The 13,127-nt window shown below is 47.9% G+C and carries 22 protein-coding genes; all 22 read right to left on the bottom strand.

From position 1 onward, the window contains the following. Positions 1-35: 35 nt before the first annotated feature. The gene (gene rplF / locus NSQ46_RS03120; protein ID WP_007132556.1) at positions 36-578 is read right to left on the bottom strand and encodes a 50S ribosomal protein L6; all 543 of its coding nucleotides are present in this window, start codon (positions 576-578) and stop codon (positions 36-38) included. Positions 579-607: 29 nt separating this feature from the next. Continuing rightward, the gene (gene rpsH, locus NSQ46_RS03115; RefSeq protein ID WP_007132557.1) at positions 608-1,006 is read right to left on the bottom strand and encodes a 30S ribosomal protein S8; all 399 of its coding nucleotides are present in this window, start codon (positions 1,004-1,006) and stop codon (positions 608-610) included. A gap of 33 nt (positions 1,007-1,039) precedes the next feature. Then, the gene (locus NSQ46_RS03110; RefSeq protein ID WP_013312154.1) at positions 1,040-1,225 is read right to left on the bottom strand and encodes a type Z 30S ribosomal protein S14; all 186 of its coding nucleotides are present in this window, start codon (positions 1,223-1,225) and stop codon (positions 1,040-1,042) included. A 46-nt stretch (positions 1,226-1,271) separates the two neighbouring features. After that, positions 1,272-1,814: a 50S ribosomal protein L5 gene (rplE, locus tag NSQ46_RS03105; protein WP_007132558.1), complete on the bottom strand. Its 543-nt coding sequence runs from the start codon at positions 1,812-1,814 to the stop codon at positions 1,272-1,274. 28 nt (positions 1,815-1,842) lie between these two features. Then, positions 1,843-2,199 (bottom strand): 50S ribosomal protein L24, encoded by a 357-nt coding sequence (gene rplX / locus NSQ46_RS03100; protein WP_007132559.1) that lies wholly within the window; start codon positions 2,197-2,199, stop codon positions 1,843-1,845. Between the two features lie 79 nt (positions 2,200-2,278). Then, positions 2,279-2,647 (bottom strand): 50S ribosomal protein L14, encoded by a 369-nt coding sequence (gene rplN, locus NSQ46_RS03095; RefSeq protein ID WP_006212911.1) that lies wholly within the window; start codon positions 2,645-2,647, stop codon positions 2,279-2,281. Positions 2,648-2,684: 37 nt separating this feature from the next. Beyond that, entirely contained in the window at positions 2,685-2,951 is a 267-nt protein-coding gene (gene rpsQ / locus NSQ46_RS03090) for a 30S ribosomal protein S17 (RefSeq protein ID WP_007132560.1), read from the bottom strand. A 45-nt stretch (positions 2,952-2,996) separates the two neighbouring features. Then, a complete protein-coding gene (gene rpmC, locus NSQ46_RS03085) occupies positions 2,997-3,194 on the bottom strand; it encodes a 50S ribosomal protein L29 (protein ID WP_007132561.1) in 198 nt (65 codons plus the stop codon). Beyond that, positions 3,184-3,618: a 50S ribosomal protein L16 gene (rplP, locus tag NSQ46_RS03080; RefSeq protein WP_007132562.1), complete on the bottom strand. Its 435-nt coding sequence runs from the start codon at positions 3,616-3,618 to the stop codon at positions 3,184-3,186. The genes rpmC and rplP overlap by 11 nt, the downstream gene beginning before the upstream one ends. Positions 3,619-3,620: 2 nt before the next feature. Beyond that, positions 3,621-4,286, bottom strand: a complete 666-nt coding sequence (rpsC, locus tag NSQ46_RS03075) for a 30S ribosomal protein S3 (RefSeq protein ID WP_007132563.1) — start codon at positions 4,284-4,286, stop codon at positions 3,621-3,623. A gap of 13 nt (positions 4,287-4,299) precedes the next feature. After that, positions 4,300-4,632: a 50S ribosomal protein L22 gene (rplV, locus tag NSQ46_RS03070; protein WP_007132564.1), complete on the bottom strand. Its 333-nt coding sequence runs from the start codon at positions 4,630-4,632 to the stop codon at positions 4,300-4,302. A gap of 35 nt (positions 4,633-4,667) precedes the next feature. After that, entirely contained in the window at positions 4,668-4,943 is a 276-nt protein-coding gene (gene rpsS, locus NSQ46_RS03065) for a 30S ribosomal protein S19 (RefSeq protein ID WP_007132565.1), read from the bottom strand. A 73-nt stretch (positions 4,944-5,016) separates the two neighbouring features. Further along, positions 5,017-5,847: a 50S ribosomal protein L2 gene (gene rplB, locus NSQ46_RS03060; RefSeq protein ID WP_007132566.1), complete on the bottom strand. Its 831-nt coding sequence runs from the start codon at positions 5,845-5,847 to the stop codon at positions 5,017-5,019. A gap of 30 nt (positions 5,848-5,877) precedes the next feature. After that, complete coding sequence (rplW, locus tag NSQ46_RS03055; RefSeq protein WP_007132567.1) at positions 5,878-6,171, bottom strand: 50S ribosomal protein L23; 294 nt, start codon at positions 6,169-6,171, stop codon at positions 5,878-5,880. Further along, complete coding sequence (rplD, locus tag NSQ46_RS03050) at positions 6,171-6,794, bottom strand: 50S ribosomal protein L4 (protein ID WP_007132568.1); 624 nt, start codon at positions 6,792-6,794, stop codon at positions 6,171-6,173. Before rplD ends, rplW begins: the two co-directional genes overlap by 1 nt. Before the next feature lie 26 nt (positions 6,795-6,820). Further along, positions 6,821-7,444: a 50S ribosomal protein L3 gene (gene rplC / locus NSQ46_RS03045; protein WP_007132569.1), complete on the bottom strand. Its 624-nt coding sequence runs from the start codon at positions 7,442-7,444 to the stop codon at positions 6,821-6,823. A 38-nt stretch (positions 7,445-7,482) separates the two neighbouring features. Further along, a complete protein-coding gene (gene rpsJ / locus NSQ46_RS03040; protein ID WP_006676490.1) occupies positions 7,483-7,791 on the bottom strand; it encodes a 30S ribosomal protein S10 in 309 nt (102 codons plus the stop codon). 441 nt (positions 7,792-8,232) lie between these two features. Beyond that, on the bottom strand, positions 8,233-9,423 hold the full coding sequence (tuf, locus tag NSQ46_RS03035; protein ID WP_007132570.1) for an elongation factor Tu: 1,191 nt from the start codon (positions 9,421-9,423) through the stop codon (positions 8,233-8,235). A gap of 145 nt (positions 9,424-9,568) precedes the next feature. Next, positions 9,569-11,647: an elongation factor G gene (gene fusA / locus NSQ46_RS03030; RefSeq protein ID WP_007132571.1), complete on the bottom strand. Its 2,079-nt coding sequence runs from the start codon at positions 11,645-11,647 to the stop codon at positions 9,569-9,571. A gap of 45 nt (positions 11,648-11,692) precedes the next feature. Next, positions 11,693-12,163, bottom strand: coding sequence for a 30S ribosomal protein S7 (rpsG, locus tag NSQ46_RS03025; protein WP_007132572.1), 471 nt, complete (start codon positions 12,161-12,163; stop codon positions 11,693-11,695). Between the two features lie 53 nt (positions 12,164-12,216). Beyond that, entirely contained in the window at positions 12,217-12,636 is a 420-nt protein-coding gene (gene rpsL / locus NSQ46_RS03020; RefSeq protein WP_006212930.1) for a 30S ribosomal protein S12, read from the bottom strand. 142 nt (positions 12,637-12,778) lie between these two features. Continuing rightward, positions 12,779-13,027 (bottom strand): ribosomal L7Ae/L30e/S12e/Gadd45 family protein, encoded by a 249-nt coding sequence (locus NSQ46_RS03015; protein WP_007132573.1) that lies wholly within the window; start codon positions 13,025-13,027, stop codon positions 12,779-12,781. Between the last annotated feature and the right edge of the window lie 100 nt (positions 13,028-13,127).

The raw sequence follows: 13,127 nt of genomic DNA, 5'->3' as shown, positions 1-13,127 counted from the left end.
ATCGGCTTTGGCCATCGCCAAACGCTTAAGCTACCTTATTTCTTCTTACCAGCCTTACCTTCCTTACGGATAATGCGTTCACCTTCGTATTTAATCCCTTTGCCTTTGTATGGCTCAGGCTCGCGTACGGAACGAATCTTAGCAGCGTATGCACCTACGCGCTCTTTATCGATACCGCGTACCGTAATTTTTGTGTTGGAAGCCACTTCGAACTCGATGCCTGCTTCCGGCGTGATTTCAACTGGGTGGGAGTAACCCACGTTCAGTACGATTTTATCACCGGATTTGCTTGCACGGTATCCGACGCCGACGAGCTCAAGGTTTTTCGAGAATCCTTCAGTTACGCCGTTGACCATATTCGAGACAACGCTGCGGGTCGTGCCGTGAAGAGAACGATGCAGTTTGTTGTCGGATGGACGAACAACATTGATTTCGTTGTTTTCTACAGAGATCTGCATGTCTTTATGCAGCTCGCGAGTCAAAGTACCTTTCGGTCCTTTTACCGTAATTACATTGTTATCGAGTTTAACCTCGACACCGCTAGGGATAGCGATTGGTTTACGACCAATACGGGACATTCATTGCACCTCCTATCTTGTGACGTTGATTACCATACGTAGCAGAGAACTTCTCCGCCGGCTTTGGCTTGACGAGCTTCTTTGTCGGTCATAACTCCCTTAGATGTGGAGATGATCGCGATACCCAAACCACCAAGTACACGAGGTACTTCGTTGCTCTTTGTATATACGCGGAGACCTGGCTTGCTGATTCTTTTCAGACCTGTGATTACGCGCTCGTTGTTGGAGCCATATTTCAGGAATACACGAATGATCCCTTGTTTATTGTCTTCAACAAACTCCGCATCACGGATGAAGCCTTCACGCTTCAAGATGTCAGCGATTTGTTTCTTAATCGTCGAAGCAGGCATTTCTACGGTTTCGTGACGAACAGTGTTCGCGTTACGAATACGAGTAAGCATATCTGCAATTGGATCGGACATAGTCATGTAGGATAAACCTCCTTCCCGGTTATAAACTTCTTACCAGCTTGCTTTTTTCACGCCAGGAATCTGGCCTTTATAAGCTAATTCACGGAAACAAATTCTGCAAATTTTAAACTTCTGCAGTACCGAATGTGGACGACCGCAACGCTCACAACGGGTGTATGCCCGAACTTTGAACTTTGGTGTGCGTTGTTGTTTAACTTTCATCGAAGTTTTTGCCACTTAGCCTGACACCTCCTAAATAGTTTCGGAGAAAAGGACAACCGTCTTATTTTGCAAATGGCATGCCCAGTTGAGCAAGCAATTCACGGGACTCTTCATCGGTTTTAGCTGTCGTTACGATAACGATATCCATACCGCGAACCTTATCCACTTTGTCATACTCAATTTCAGGGAAAATGAGCTGCTCTTTCAGACCGAGCGTATAGTTGCCGCGTCCGTCAAATGCTTTGGTGGACACGCCCTGGAAGTCACGTACACGTGGGAGTGTAACGTTGAACAGCTTGTCGAGGAAGTAGTACATACGCTCACCGCGCAATGTCACCTTCACACCGATCGGCATGTTCTCACGCAGTTTGAAGCCCGCGATGGATTTCTTAGCACGGGTGATAACCGGTTTTTGACCAGCAATCAGCTGCATGTCGTTTACAGCGGAATCAAGCACCTTCGAGTTTGCTACAGCGTCACCTACACCCATGTTGATGACAACCTTCTCGATTTTTGGTACCTGCATTACTGTTTTATAGCTAAACTTCTGCATCAGAGCAGGAGTTACTTCATTCAAAAAACGTTCTTTCATTCTTGCTGCCATGATTCAAGGACCTCCTTTCTAAACCGTCTTATTTATCGATAACTTCTCCGGATCTCTTCGCTACGCGAACCTTCTTGCCGTTGTCCAGTACTTTGTAACCGATACGGGTTACTTTTCCGCTCTTCGGATCAACGTGCATAACGTTCGATACATGGATCGGAGCTTCCTTCTCGATGATACCGCCTTGAGGGTTCATTTGGTTCGGCTTTTGGTGCTTCTTGATCATGTTCACACCTTCAACCAGAACGCGGTTTTCACGAGGATATGCTGCGATAACACGGCCTTTTTTGCCTTTATCCTTACCGCTGATGACGATAACCGTATCATCTTTTTTCACGTGCAATTTATTGTTGTGGGATTCCAGAACCTTTTTTGCTTTAGGCATTCGTTACACCTCCTATGACTAGCCAGTTCATCGATTTATCGGGTACCCGCTAAGCCGATAAGCACCGCTTTTCGGGTTATTAGATTACTTCCGGAGCCAAGGAAACGATTTTCATGTAGTCTCTTTCGCGAAGTTCGCGAGCAACTGGTCCGAAAATACGAGTTCCGCGTGGGCTTCTGTCGTCTTTAACAACAACTGCTGCATTCTCGTCAAAAGAGATGTAAGAACCGTCTTTACGGCGTACGGAACGCTTCGTGCGGACAACTACTGCTCTAACTACATCACCTTTTTTGACAACGCCGCCTGGTGTTGCTTGTTTGACGGAGCATACGATCAAATCACCGATTTGAGCTGTACGGCGACCAGTACCACCCAATACGCGGATACACATCAGTTCCTTCGCACCGGAGTTGTCAGCAACAGCCAAACGAGTAAATGGTTGAATCATTTAAATGTCCTCCTTCCATCGAAAACTGATCATTTTCTTAGATGATAACCGCTTTTTCTACCACTTCAACCAGTCTCCAGCGCTTGTCTTTGGAGAGAGGGCGAGTTTCCATGATTTTAACGGTATCTCCGATTTGAGCTTCATTGTTCTCATCATGCGCTTTAAATTTTTTCGTGTATTTAATGCGCTTGTGGTACAAGTCATGCTTCTTATAAGTTTCAACAGCCACTACAATGGTCTTATCCATTTTGTCGCTGACAACTTTACCGATTTGCACTTTACGAGCATTGCGTTCTTCGCTCATTTGTTAGCCTCCTTCCTGAATACAGACGAGCTTTCGCCTGTCTCATTAACTAATCCCAAGTTCTCTTTCACGGATAACGGTTTTAGCACGAGCTATTTCTTTGCGAACGTCACGGATCCGAGTTGGATTATCAAGCTGGCCCGTAGCCAATTGAAAACGGAGGTTAAAGAGTTCTTCTTTAAATCCGGCGATTTTTTGCTCGATTTCTGCAGTGGTTAAGTTGCGCAGTTCATTAGCTTTCATTTGCTTCACCACCCACTTCTTCTCGTTTCACAAACTTCGTTTTCACAGGCAGCTTGTGAGCGGCGAGACGCATCGCTTCGCGGGCGATTTCCTCGGACACGCCTCCAAGTTCAAACATGATCTTGCCTGGTTTAACTACGGCAACCCATTTCTCAACGTTACCTTTACCGCTACCCATCCGGACCTCGAGAGGCTTTTGAGTGATCGGCTTATCTGGGAAAATCTTGATCCATACTTTACCGCCGCGGCGAATGTAACGAGTCATCGCGATACGCGCAGCTTCGATCTGACGGTTCGTGATCCAGCCTGGCTCCATTGCCTGCAGACCAAATTCGCCGAAGTTCAGTTCAGTACCGCCTTTAGCTTGACCTCTCATATGGCCGCGCTGTTGTTTGCGGTGTTTTACACGTTTTGGTACCAACATGATTAGTTGCCTCCTTCCTGAGCAGCTTGTTTCTTAGCCGTAGGAAGAACCTCTCCACGATAGATCCATACTTTCACGCCGATACGGCCGTAAGTCGTATGCGCTTCTGCTGTACCATAGTCGATGTCTGCACGAAGCGTATGAAGTGGAACAGTTCCTTCACTGTAGCCTTCTGTACGAGCAATCTCGGCTCCGCCAAGACGTCCGCTGACCGATGTTTTAATCCCTTTCGCTCCGGCACGCATTGTTCTTTGAATTGCTTGCTTCAGCGCACGACGGAAGGATACACGACGTTCCAGCTGTTGTGCAATGCTTTCAGCAACAAGAATTGCGTCCAGTTCAGGGTTCTTGATTTCAGAAATGTTGATGTGAACTTTTTTGCCGCCGGCGATCTTCGTTACTTGACCGCGCAGAACTTCAACTTCGGAACCACCCTTACCGATAACCATGCCTGGCTTCGCAGTGTGGATCGTTACGTTCACACGATTCGCTGCTCTCTCGATTTCAATACGGGATACAGCGGAGTCTTTCAATTTATTCTTCAGGTATTCACGGATTTTTACGTCTTCCAGCAAAAGATCACCGAAATCTTTGCCTGCATACCATTTGGATTCCCAGTCACGGATAATACCGATACGGAGTCCTACTGGATTTACCTTTTGGCCCACACGTTTTCCCTCCTTATTTTTCAGCTACCACCAAAGTAATGTGGCTGGTGCGTTTATTAATCCGGCTTGCACGTCCCATTGCACGCGGGCGGAAACGTTTCATTGTCGGTCCTTGGTTAACATACGCCTCGGTTACCACCAGCTTGTTAACGTCCAAGGAATAGTTGTGCTCAGCATTCGCGATCGCCGAGTTGAGCAGCTTCTCAACTACTGGAGACGCAGCCTTTGGAGTGTGACGCAGAATTGCGATGGCTTCACCGACTTGCTTGCCGCGAATCAAGTCAACAACGAGTTGAGCTTTACGAGGAGCAATCCGTACCATTCTTGCATGTGCTTTTGCTTCCATTGTTTAACCTCCTCTCAAACAAAGAGCTTCGATAATTATCTTCTCGTTTTCTTATCGTCTTCGTGACCTTTGTAAGTACGAGTTGGAGCAAACTCACCCAACTTGTGTCCTACCATGTCCTCTGTTACATATACAGGTACATGCTTGCGGCCATCATATACACCGAACGTGTGACCGATAAATTGCGGGAAAATAGTGGAGCGGCGGGACCAAGTTTTGATCACAGCCTTCTTGTTTGCGCTGTTCATTTCCTCCACTTTCTTGAGCAGGTATCCGTCGACGAAAGGTCCTTTTTTCAAACTACGGCTCATATAGAAATCCTCCCTTCACCAAATTGTCTCGTTACCATCCAAAGCCTCTCACGAAGCGATGCACTCTCGCGCATTACTTCGTGCGGCGGCGAACGATATATTTGTCAGAAGCTTTACCTTTTTTACGGGTCTTGGCACCAAGGGTTGGTTTACCCCATGGAGACATAGGCGATTTACGTCCGATTGGAGCGCGGCCTTCACCACCACCGTGTGGGTGATCGTTAGGGTTCATGACGACACCTCGTACTTCAGGACGTTGTCCGAGCCAGCGGCTGCGTCCAGCTTTACCGATCTTGATCAACTCATGGTCTTGGTTACCCACAGAACCGATGGTTGCACGGCAAGTTTTCAGGATGTGACGAACTTCACCGGAAGACAAACGTACTGTAACGTACTTTTCTTCTTTACCGAGAAGCTGTGCTTCCGTACCAGCAGCACGAACTAATTGTCCGCCTTTGCCTGGCTTCAATTCAATGTTGTGGATAACGGTACCAACCGGAATGTTCTCCAATGGAAGAGCGTTACCGATTTTGATGTCCGCACCAACGCCGGATACGATTTGATCTCCGACTTTCAGACCTTTTGGAGCGAGGATATAACGCTTCTCACCATCTGCATAGTGGATCAGCGCGATATTAGAAGTACGGTTCGGGTCGTATTCAATCGTAGCAACGCGACCTGGAATGCCGTCTTTGTTCCGTTTGAAGTCAATGATACGGTATTTACGCTTGTGTCCGCCGCCATGGTGACGAACCGTAATTTTACCTTGGTTGTTGCGGCCGGCTGTTTTGCTCAGCGGCGCCAAGAGCGATTTCTCCGGCTTGTTCGTGGTGATTTCTTCGAAAGTCGACACGGACATGTTGCGTCGAGCCGGGGATGTCGGTTTATACTTTTTAATAGGCACTGTGTTTTCCCTCCTTACTTAGCAGTTTTCTTATTCAACCGATTCAAAGAACTCGAGCGGCTTGCTGTCCGCTGTCAGCGTTACAATAGCTTTCTTCCATTCGGTTGTGTAACCGGAATAACGGCCATAACGCTTCGGCTTCGCAGGAACACGCATCGTATTCACACTCGAAACTTTAACTTTAAAAATAGATTCAACAGCTTGCTTGATCTCGGTCTTGTTCGCACGAATGTCAACTTCGAAAGCATATTTCAGCTCTGCCATGTAGTCAGCCGTACGTTCCGTGATCACCGGGCGCTTGATTATATCGCGAGGGTCTTTCATTACGCGAGCACCTCCTCTACCTTCTGAACTGCTTCTTTCGTAATGATCAGTTGATCGTACGACAGTACGTCAAGAACATTAATGCCATCAGCCGCTACGAACTTCACACCTGGGATGTTACGAGCGGAAAGGGCAACATTATCATCGTAGCTAGGAGCAACGATCAGAGCTTTACGTCCTACCTTAAGATTGCTCAAGATATTAGCAAACTCTTTCGTTTTTGGCGCATTCAGCGTCAATTGATCCAATACGATAATTGCGTTGTCGTTCACTTTGGAAGACAAAGCGGATTTGATCGCCAGACGACGAACCTTCTTAGGAAGTTTGAATGTATAGCTGCGCGGAGTTGGTCCGAATACCGTTCCGCCGCCTTTCCATTGTGGTGCGCGGATCGAACCTTGACGAGCACGGCCGGTGCCTTTTTGTTTCCAAGGCTTACGTCCGCCGCCGCGTACTTCAGAACGTCCTTTTACTTTATGCGTACCACGACGAAGGGAAGCGCGCTGCAGCAATACTGCGCTGTGCATAACATGCACGTTCGGCTCGATACCGAATACTGCTTCGTTCAATTCTACTTCGCCAACTTGGCTACCGCTGACATTATAAAGTGCTACTTTAGGCATTGTTTGCTCCTCCTTTCTTTAGGCGACTATTTCTTCACCGTTTGTTTAATTTGCACAAAGCCTTTTTTCGGTCCAGGTACGGAACCTTTAACAAGGATAACGTTGCGTTCAGCATCAACCTTGATAACTTCAAGCTTTTGGATCGTTACCGTATCATGTCCCATATGTCCTGGCAGACGCTTGCCTTTCGGAACACGGTTAGCTTGGATCGAACCCATGGAACCAGGTCCGCGGTGATAACGGGAACCGTGGGACATTGGTCCGCGGCTTTGTCCCCAACGCTTGATTACGCCTTGGAAACCTTTACCCTTGGAAATTCCAGTAACGTCAACAAATTCGCCTTCTGCGAAGACATCCGCCTTCAGCTCTTGGCCGACCTCGACACTCGCGAGGTCAACACCGCGAATTTCGCGAACGTAGCGCTTAGGTGCAGTGTTTGCTTTTTTCGCATGTCCTGCTTCTGGCTTGTTGGCATTGTTTTCTTTCTTATCGGAGAAACCGATCTGGATCGCTTCGTATCCGTCGTTCTCCAGGTCTTTTTTCTGCAAAACAACACAAGGACCTGCTTCGATAACCGTTACAGGAATTACATTACCTTCTGCGGTAAATACTTGAGTCATCCCGAGTTTTCTACCTAAGATACCTTTCATGTTGACACCTCTTTTCCCTTCACTAATTCGTTATGCTATTACAGTTTGATTTCGATATCTACACCGGACGGCAGGTCCAAGCGCATCAAGGCATCCACAGTTTGTGGAGTCGGGTTCACGATGTCGATCAAGCGTTTGTGAGTACGCATTTCGAACTGTTCCCGAGAATCCTTATACTTGTGCACCGCACGGAGAATGGTAATTACTTGCTTTTCAGTTGGAAGCGGGATCGGACCGGAAACACCAGCACCCGAACGTTTTGCTGTCTCAACAATTTTCTCAGCGGATTGATCAAGAATTCTGTGGTCGTATGCTTTCAAGCGAATACGAATTTTTTGCTTTGCCATTTTATTCCCTCCTTCTATCGCCCAATTTGGTATCGGACATACTCCGTGAAAATTTTCCGAACACCTGCCTCATGGCAAAGGGGCCGGGTGTGTCGGTAACCTCTCACATCATCGCAACGTCGCAGAACAACATTCACTATTATATAGAAAAGATAGGCGCATTGCAAGCATAAAATCAGAATTTATTCATACCTTGCATTTCCTCTTTTTTTCTACTATAGAATAAGGTTTCCCGGCCGTGCTTATCCCCTTATTCCTGCATCGTGGACAACGTCCCGACATAGATATGAAGTATGCCGCTGCTCGTACGTTTCGGATCCCGCGGTATTAAAAACAAAGAGCCTGATCGTAAAAGATCAGACTCTGTTATCGTTACATCACACTGTTGCTCGTTACATCACGCTGTTGCTTTATATGTTCAGGCTGTTCGATAAGCCTAAATTACTTAATGATGGAAGCTACGGAACCAGCACCTACGGTACGGCCGCCTTCACGGATGGAGAACTTTGTTCCTTCTTCGATCGCGATTGGAGCGATCAGTTGAACGGTTACGGTGATGTTGTCACCAGGCATAACCATTTCGGAACCTTCTGGCAGGTTGATCACACCAGTTACGTCCGTAGTACGGAAGTAGAACTGTGGACGGTAGCCAGTGAAGAAAGGCTTATGACGTCCGCCTTCTTCTTTGCTCAGTACGTATACTTGAGCAGTGAACTCAGTGTGTGGCTTAACGGAAGCTGGCTTAGCAAGTACTTGACCACGCTCGATTTGAGTACGGTCGATACCGCGAAGCAGAGCACCGATGTTGTCACCAGCTTGAGCGGAATCCAGCAATTTACGGAACATTTCAACGCCCGTAACAACGGATTTCTTAGTCTCTTCTTCGATACCAACGATTTCGATCTCGTCGCCGACTTTGATTGTTCCGCGCTCAACACGGCCAGTAGCAACTGTACCACGACCTGTGATGGAGAACACGTCCTCGACAGGCATCAAGAAAGGCTTGTCAGTGTCGCGCTCAGGCAATGGGATGTACTCGTCGATTGTTTTAAACATCTCAACGATTTTGTCAGCCCAAGGACCGTCTGGGTTTTGCAGCGCTTCACGAGCGGAACCGCGAGTGATTGGAGTGTCATCGCCTGGGAAGTCATATTCGCTCAGGAGATCACGAACTTCCATTTCAACCAGTTCCAGAAGCTCTTCGTCTTCAACCATGTCGCATTTGTTCAGGAATACAACGATGTAAGGTACGCCTACTTGGCGGGACAGCAGGATGTGCTCGCGAGTTTGCGGCATTGGGCCGTCAGCTGCGGATACAACCAGGATAGCGCCGTCCATTTGAGCTGCACCAGTGATCATGTTTTTAACATAGTCAGCGTGTCCTGGGCAGTCAACGTGTGCATAGTGACGTGCGTCAGTTTCGTACTCTACGTGGGAAGTAGAGATTGTGATACCGCGCTCGCGCTCTTCTGGAGCTTTATCGATTTGGTCGAAGGACATAGCTGCACCGCCGTATCTTTTGGACAATACAGTTGTGATTGCAGCAGTCAGAGTTGTTTTACCGTGGTCAACGTGACCGATAGTACCGATGTTAACATGGGGTTTCGTACGTTCGTATTTAGCCTTTGCCATTTGAACAATTCCTCCTTAAGGGGATTTATATGTTTGGGCCGGTTGCGGAGGAATGAAACGGTAGCTCCATTCTCCTCCCCGACAGGTAAAACGTTATTAGAAGTTGTTCAAAGAATCGCCTTACACGACTTTTGAACTCGTGCTATTACTCTCCGCCCTTGTGCTTGGACACGATTTCTTCGGAGATATTCTTAGGAACTTCTTCGTAGTGGGAGAGTTCCATCGAGAATACGCCGCGACCTTGTGTACCGGAACGCAGAGTTGTGGAATATCCGAACATTTCGGACAGAGGCACTTTCGCACGGATAATTTGAGCGCCACCGCGTGAATCCATACCTTCGATACGTCCACGGCGGGAGTTCAGCATACCCATTACGTCGCCCATGTATTCCTCAGGCACGGTAACTTCCACTTTCATGATTGGCTCAAGCAGGACAGGTTGACACTTGTCTTTAGCTGCTTTGAGGGCCATGGAACCTGCAATCTTAAACGCCATCTCGTTGGAGTCGACATCATGGTAAGAACCGTCAACGATCGTTGCTTTAACGTCTACGATCGGGAAGCCGGCGAGTACGCCGTTCTTCATTTGCTCTTCAATACCTTGTTGTGCTGGCGCAATGTATTCTCTAGGTACAGCACCGCCGACGATCTTGCTGTCGAACTGGTTACCGCTACCTGGTTCCAGAGGCTCGAACTCAACCCAAACGTGACCGTATTGACCACGACCACCGGACTGACGAACGAATTTACCTTCAACGCGCCCTGGAGCACGGAAGGTTTCACGATAGGCAACCTGAGGCTTACCTACGTTGGTTTCCACTTTGAACTCACGACGCATACGGTCGATGATGATGTCCAAGTGAAGCTCACCCATACCTGCAAGAATCGTTTGACCGGTTTCCTCGTCAGTATGCGCGCGAAGAGTCGGATCCTCTTCGGTCAGCTTGCCGAGAGCCACGCCCATTTTGTCCTGGTCGGCTTTCGTCTTAGGCTCAACCGCGATTTCGATAACCGGATCAGGGAAGTTCATGGATTCCAGGATTACTGGATGCTTCTCATCACACAGTGTATCACCTGTACCCGTATCTTTCAAACCTACGGCAGCCGCAATATCACCGGAGTAAACTTCGGTAATTTCTTGACGGCTATTCGCATGCATCTGAAGGATACGTCCGATACGCTCGCGCTTACCTTTCGTTGCATTCAGTACGTAAGAGCCGGATTGCAAAATACCGGAGTAAACGCGGAAGAATGTAAGCTTACCAACATAAGGGTCTGTCATGATTTTGAACGCCAGCGCCGCGAATGGCTCTTCATCGGAAGAGTGACGCTCAACTTCAGTACCGTCTTCCAAAGTTCCTTGGATGCTTGGTACGTCGGTTGGAGCCGGCAAGTAATCGATAACAGCGTCCAGCATCAGCTGAACCCCTTTGTTACGGTAAGAAGATCCGCAGATAACCGGGAAGATTTTAACTTCGACAACACCTTTACGCAGAGCCGCTTTAATCTCAGGCACGGTGATTTCTTCACCTTCAAGGTATTTCATTGTCAAATCTTCGTCAAGTTCTGCAACCTTCTCGATGAGCTCGTTGCGGAGCTCTTCAACTTGATCCTTGAATTCCGCTGGAACTTCGGTTTCTTCGATATTTTGACCGAGGTCATCCTTATACATATAAGCTTTTTCCTCGATGATATCGATGATGCCGACGAAGTCGGACTCTGCACCGATCGGAAGCTGAATAGCAACCGCGTTCGCTTGCAGACGATCTCTCATGTCTTTAACAACATTCAAGTAGTCGGCGCCGATAATGTCCATTTTGTTTACGTATGCGATCCGAGGAACCCCGTATTTGTCAGCCTGTCTCCAAACGGTTTCCGACTGAGGCTCAACGCCCTCTTTCGCACTGAATACACCTACTGCCCCATCCAATACACGAAGGGAACGTTCAACTTCTACTGTGAAGTCAACGTGTCCCGGGGTGTCGATGATATTAACGCGATGACCTTTCCATTGAGCGGTCGTAGCAGCGGAAGTAATCGTGATACCGCGCTCCTGCTCCTGCTCCATCCAGTCCATCGTAGCAGCACCCTCGTGAACTTCACCGATTTTGTGCGTACGGCCTGTATAGAACAAGATCCGCTCTGTGGTGGTCGTTTTACCAGCGTCAATATGCGCCATGATCCCGATATTACGTGTATTTTTCAAGGAGAACTCTCTTGCCATGCGAATAGTCTCCCTTCAAAATTGAAGTTTATTAGCTGCTGAATCCTACCAGCGGTAGTGAGCAAACGCTTTGTTCGCTTCAGCCATTTTGTGCGTGTCTTCGCGTTTCTTAACGGAAGCGCCTGTGTTGTTGGAAGCATCGATGATCTCTGCTGCCAAACGCTCTTCCATTGTTTTCTCACCGCGGTTGCGGGAGTAGTTAACGAGCCAACGTAATCCCAGGGAAGTACGTCTCTCTGGCTTAACTTCGATTGGAACTTGGTAGTTCGCACCGCCGACACGACGAGCTTTTACCTCCAGTACCGGCATGATGTTCTTGATGGCTGCTTCAAACACTTCCATCGGATCATTGCCCGTACGTTCCTTGATGATGTTGAACGCGTTGTAAAGGATGCTTTGAGCAACACCTCTTTTACCATCCAACATGATGCGGTTGATCAGACGAGTTACCAGCTTGCTGTTGTACACCGGATCTGGCAGCACGTCTCTTTTTGTAACTGGACCTTTGCGTGGCATGGATATCCCCCTTTCTTCAGTCATGAGTCATGTTTATCCAACATGAGCTTCAATTAGCTTTTTGCTTTAGGACGCTTCGTACCGTATTTGGAACGAGCCTGCATACGGTTGTTAACACCAGCGGTATCAAGCGCGCCGCGAACGATGTGGTAACGTACACCCGGAAGGTCTTTTACCCGTCCACCGCGAACCAATACGACACTGTGCTCTTGCAAGTTATGACCGATACCTGGAATGTAAGCAGTCACCTCGATGCGGTTCGTCAAACGAACACGAGCATATTTACGAAGTGCGGAGTTCGGTTTTTTCGGCGTCATTGTGCCTACACGAGTGCAAACACCGCGTTTTTGCGGAGCGCTCAGATCAGTCTCCTCACGTTTCAAAGCGTTGAACCCTTTTTGAAGTGCTGGAGATTTCGACTTGTAAACTTTAGCTTGACGGCCCTTGCGAACCAGTTGGTTGATTGTTGGCATGTTAGCCACCCCCTTCCCGTAATTATCATCCTGTTACAAACCATTTTAAGTCCACAGACCCAGGCGGTTCATAAAAGAACAAATGAAAAGTTTTTGCCGATAGAGAAGCTGCCTTCTCAAAGCAAAAACGATTTCTCAATCATCATTTCAAGACAGCGGCCGCTGCTGCGCCGACTTCAATACCGCATGCTTCCCCAAGCTCCTTCATGGTCGGTACATAGTTGATAGGTACGCCATATCGTTCGCAGTGGGATACGATCTTGGATATCAGACGCTGGTCGCAATCTTCAGCCACATATACTTCTGTAGCCCGGCCGGTTTCAACGGCCTTCATTGTTTGTTTGGTGCCGATCTTGACGTGTGCATCCTGTAATCCTTTATCATTAGACATTAAGCATTCCTCCAAAAGAACAGGGAACAAGGCAACGATTCACGCACCTTTGCTATATTAGCATCTGCCCTAGGCGATGTCAAGCTATTAAACGTGAAAA

Source organism: Paenibacillus sp. FSL M8-0142, from assembly GCF_038597315.1.
Lineage (GTDB): Bacteria > Bacillota > Bacilli > Paenibacillales > Paenibacillaceae > Paenibacillus_AQ > Paenibacillus_AQ lactis.
This window is presented reverse-complemented; position numbering and strand designations above follow the sequence as displayed.

Excerpts from the sequence above, each read along its gene's own strand:
- rplF (WP_007132556.1), bottom strand. The coding sequence starts at position 578 with ATGTCCCGTATTGGTCGTAAACCAATCGCTATCCCTAGCGGTGTCGAG.
- rpsH (WP_007132557.1), bottom strand. The coding sequence starts at position 1,006 with ATGACTATGTCCGATCCAATTGCAGATATGCTTACTCGTATTCGTAAC.
- rplE (WP_007132558.1), bottom strand. The coding sequence starts at position 1,814 with ATGGCAGCAAGAATGAAAGAACGTTTTTTGAATGAAGTAACTCCTGCT.
- rplX (WP_007132559.1), bottom strand. The coding sequence starts at position 2,199 with ATGCCTAAAGCAAAAAAGGTTCTGGAATCCCACAACAATAAATTGCAC.
- rplN (WP_006212911.1), bottom strand. The coding sequence starts at position 2,647 with ATGATTCAACCATTTACTCGTTTGGCTGTTGCTGACAACTCCGGTGCG.
- rpsQ (WP_007132560.1), bottom strand. The coding sequence starts at position 2,951 with ATGAGCGAAGAACGCAATGCTCGTAAAGTGCAAATCGGTAAAGTTGTC.
- rpmC (WP_007132561.1), bottom strand. The coding sequence starts at position 3,194 with ATGAAAGCTAATGAACTGCGCAACTTAACCACTGCAGAAATCGAGCAA.
- rplP (WP_007132562.1), bottom strand. The coding sequence starts at position 3,618 with ATGTTGGTACCAAAACGTGTAAAACACCGCAAACAACAGCGCGGCCAT.
- rplV (WP_007132564.1), bottom strand. The coding sequence starts at position 4,632 with ATGGAAGCAAAAGCACATGCAAGAATGGTACGGATTGCTCCTCGTAAA.
- rpsS (WP_007132565.1), bottom strand. The coding sequence starts at position 4,943 with ATGAGCCGTAGTTTGAAAAAAGGACCTTTCGTCGACGGATACCTGCTC.
- rplW (WP_007132567.1), bottom strand. The coding sequence starts at position 6,171 with ATGAAAGACCCTCGCGATATAATCAAGCGCCCGGTGATCACGGAACGT.
- rplD (WP_007132568.1), bottom strand. The coding sequence starts at position 6,794 with ATGCCTAAAGTAGCACTTTATAATGTCAGCGGTAGCCAAGTTGGCGAA.
- rplC (WP_007132569.1), bottom strand. The coding sequence starts at position 7,444 with ATGAAAGGTATCTTAGGTAGAAAACTCGGGATGACTCAAGTATTTACC.
- rpsJ (WP_006676490.1), bottom strand. The coding sequence starts at position 7,791 with ATGGCAAAGCAAAAAATTCGTATTCGCTTGAAAGCATACGACCACAGA.
- tuf (WP_007132570.1), bottom strand. The coding sequence starts at position 9,423 with ATGGCAAAGGCTAAATACGAACGTACGAAACCCCATGTTAACATCGGT.
- fusA (WP_007132571.1), bottom strand. The coding sequence starts at position 11,647 with ATGGCAAGAGAGTTCTCCTTGAAAAATACACGTAATATCGGGATCATG.
- rpsG (WP_007132572.1), bottom strand. The coding sequence starts at position 12,163 with ATGCCACGCAAAGGTCCAGTTACAAAAAGAGACGTGCTGCCAGATCCG.
- rpsL (WP_006212930.1), bottom strand. The coding sequence starts at position 12,636 with ATGCCAACAATCAACCAACTGGTTCGCAAGGGCCGTCAAGCTAAAGTT.
- NSQ46_RS03015 (WP_007132573.1), bottom strand. The coding sequence starts at position 13,027 with ATGTCTAATGATAAAGGATTACAGGATGCACACGTCAAGATCGGCACC.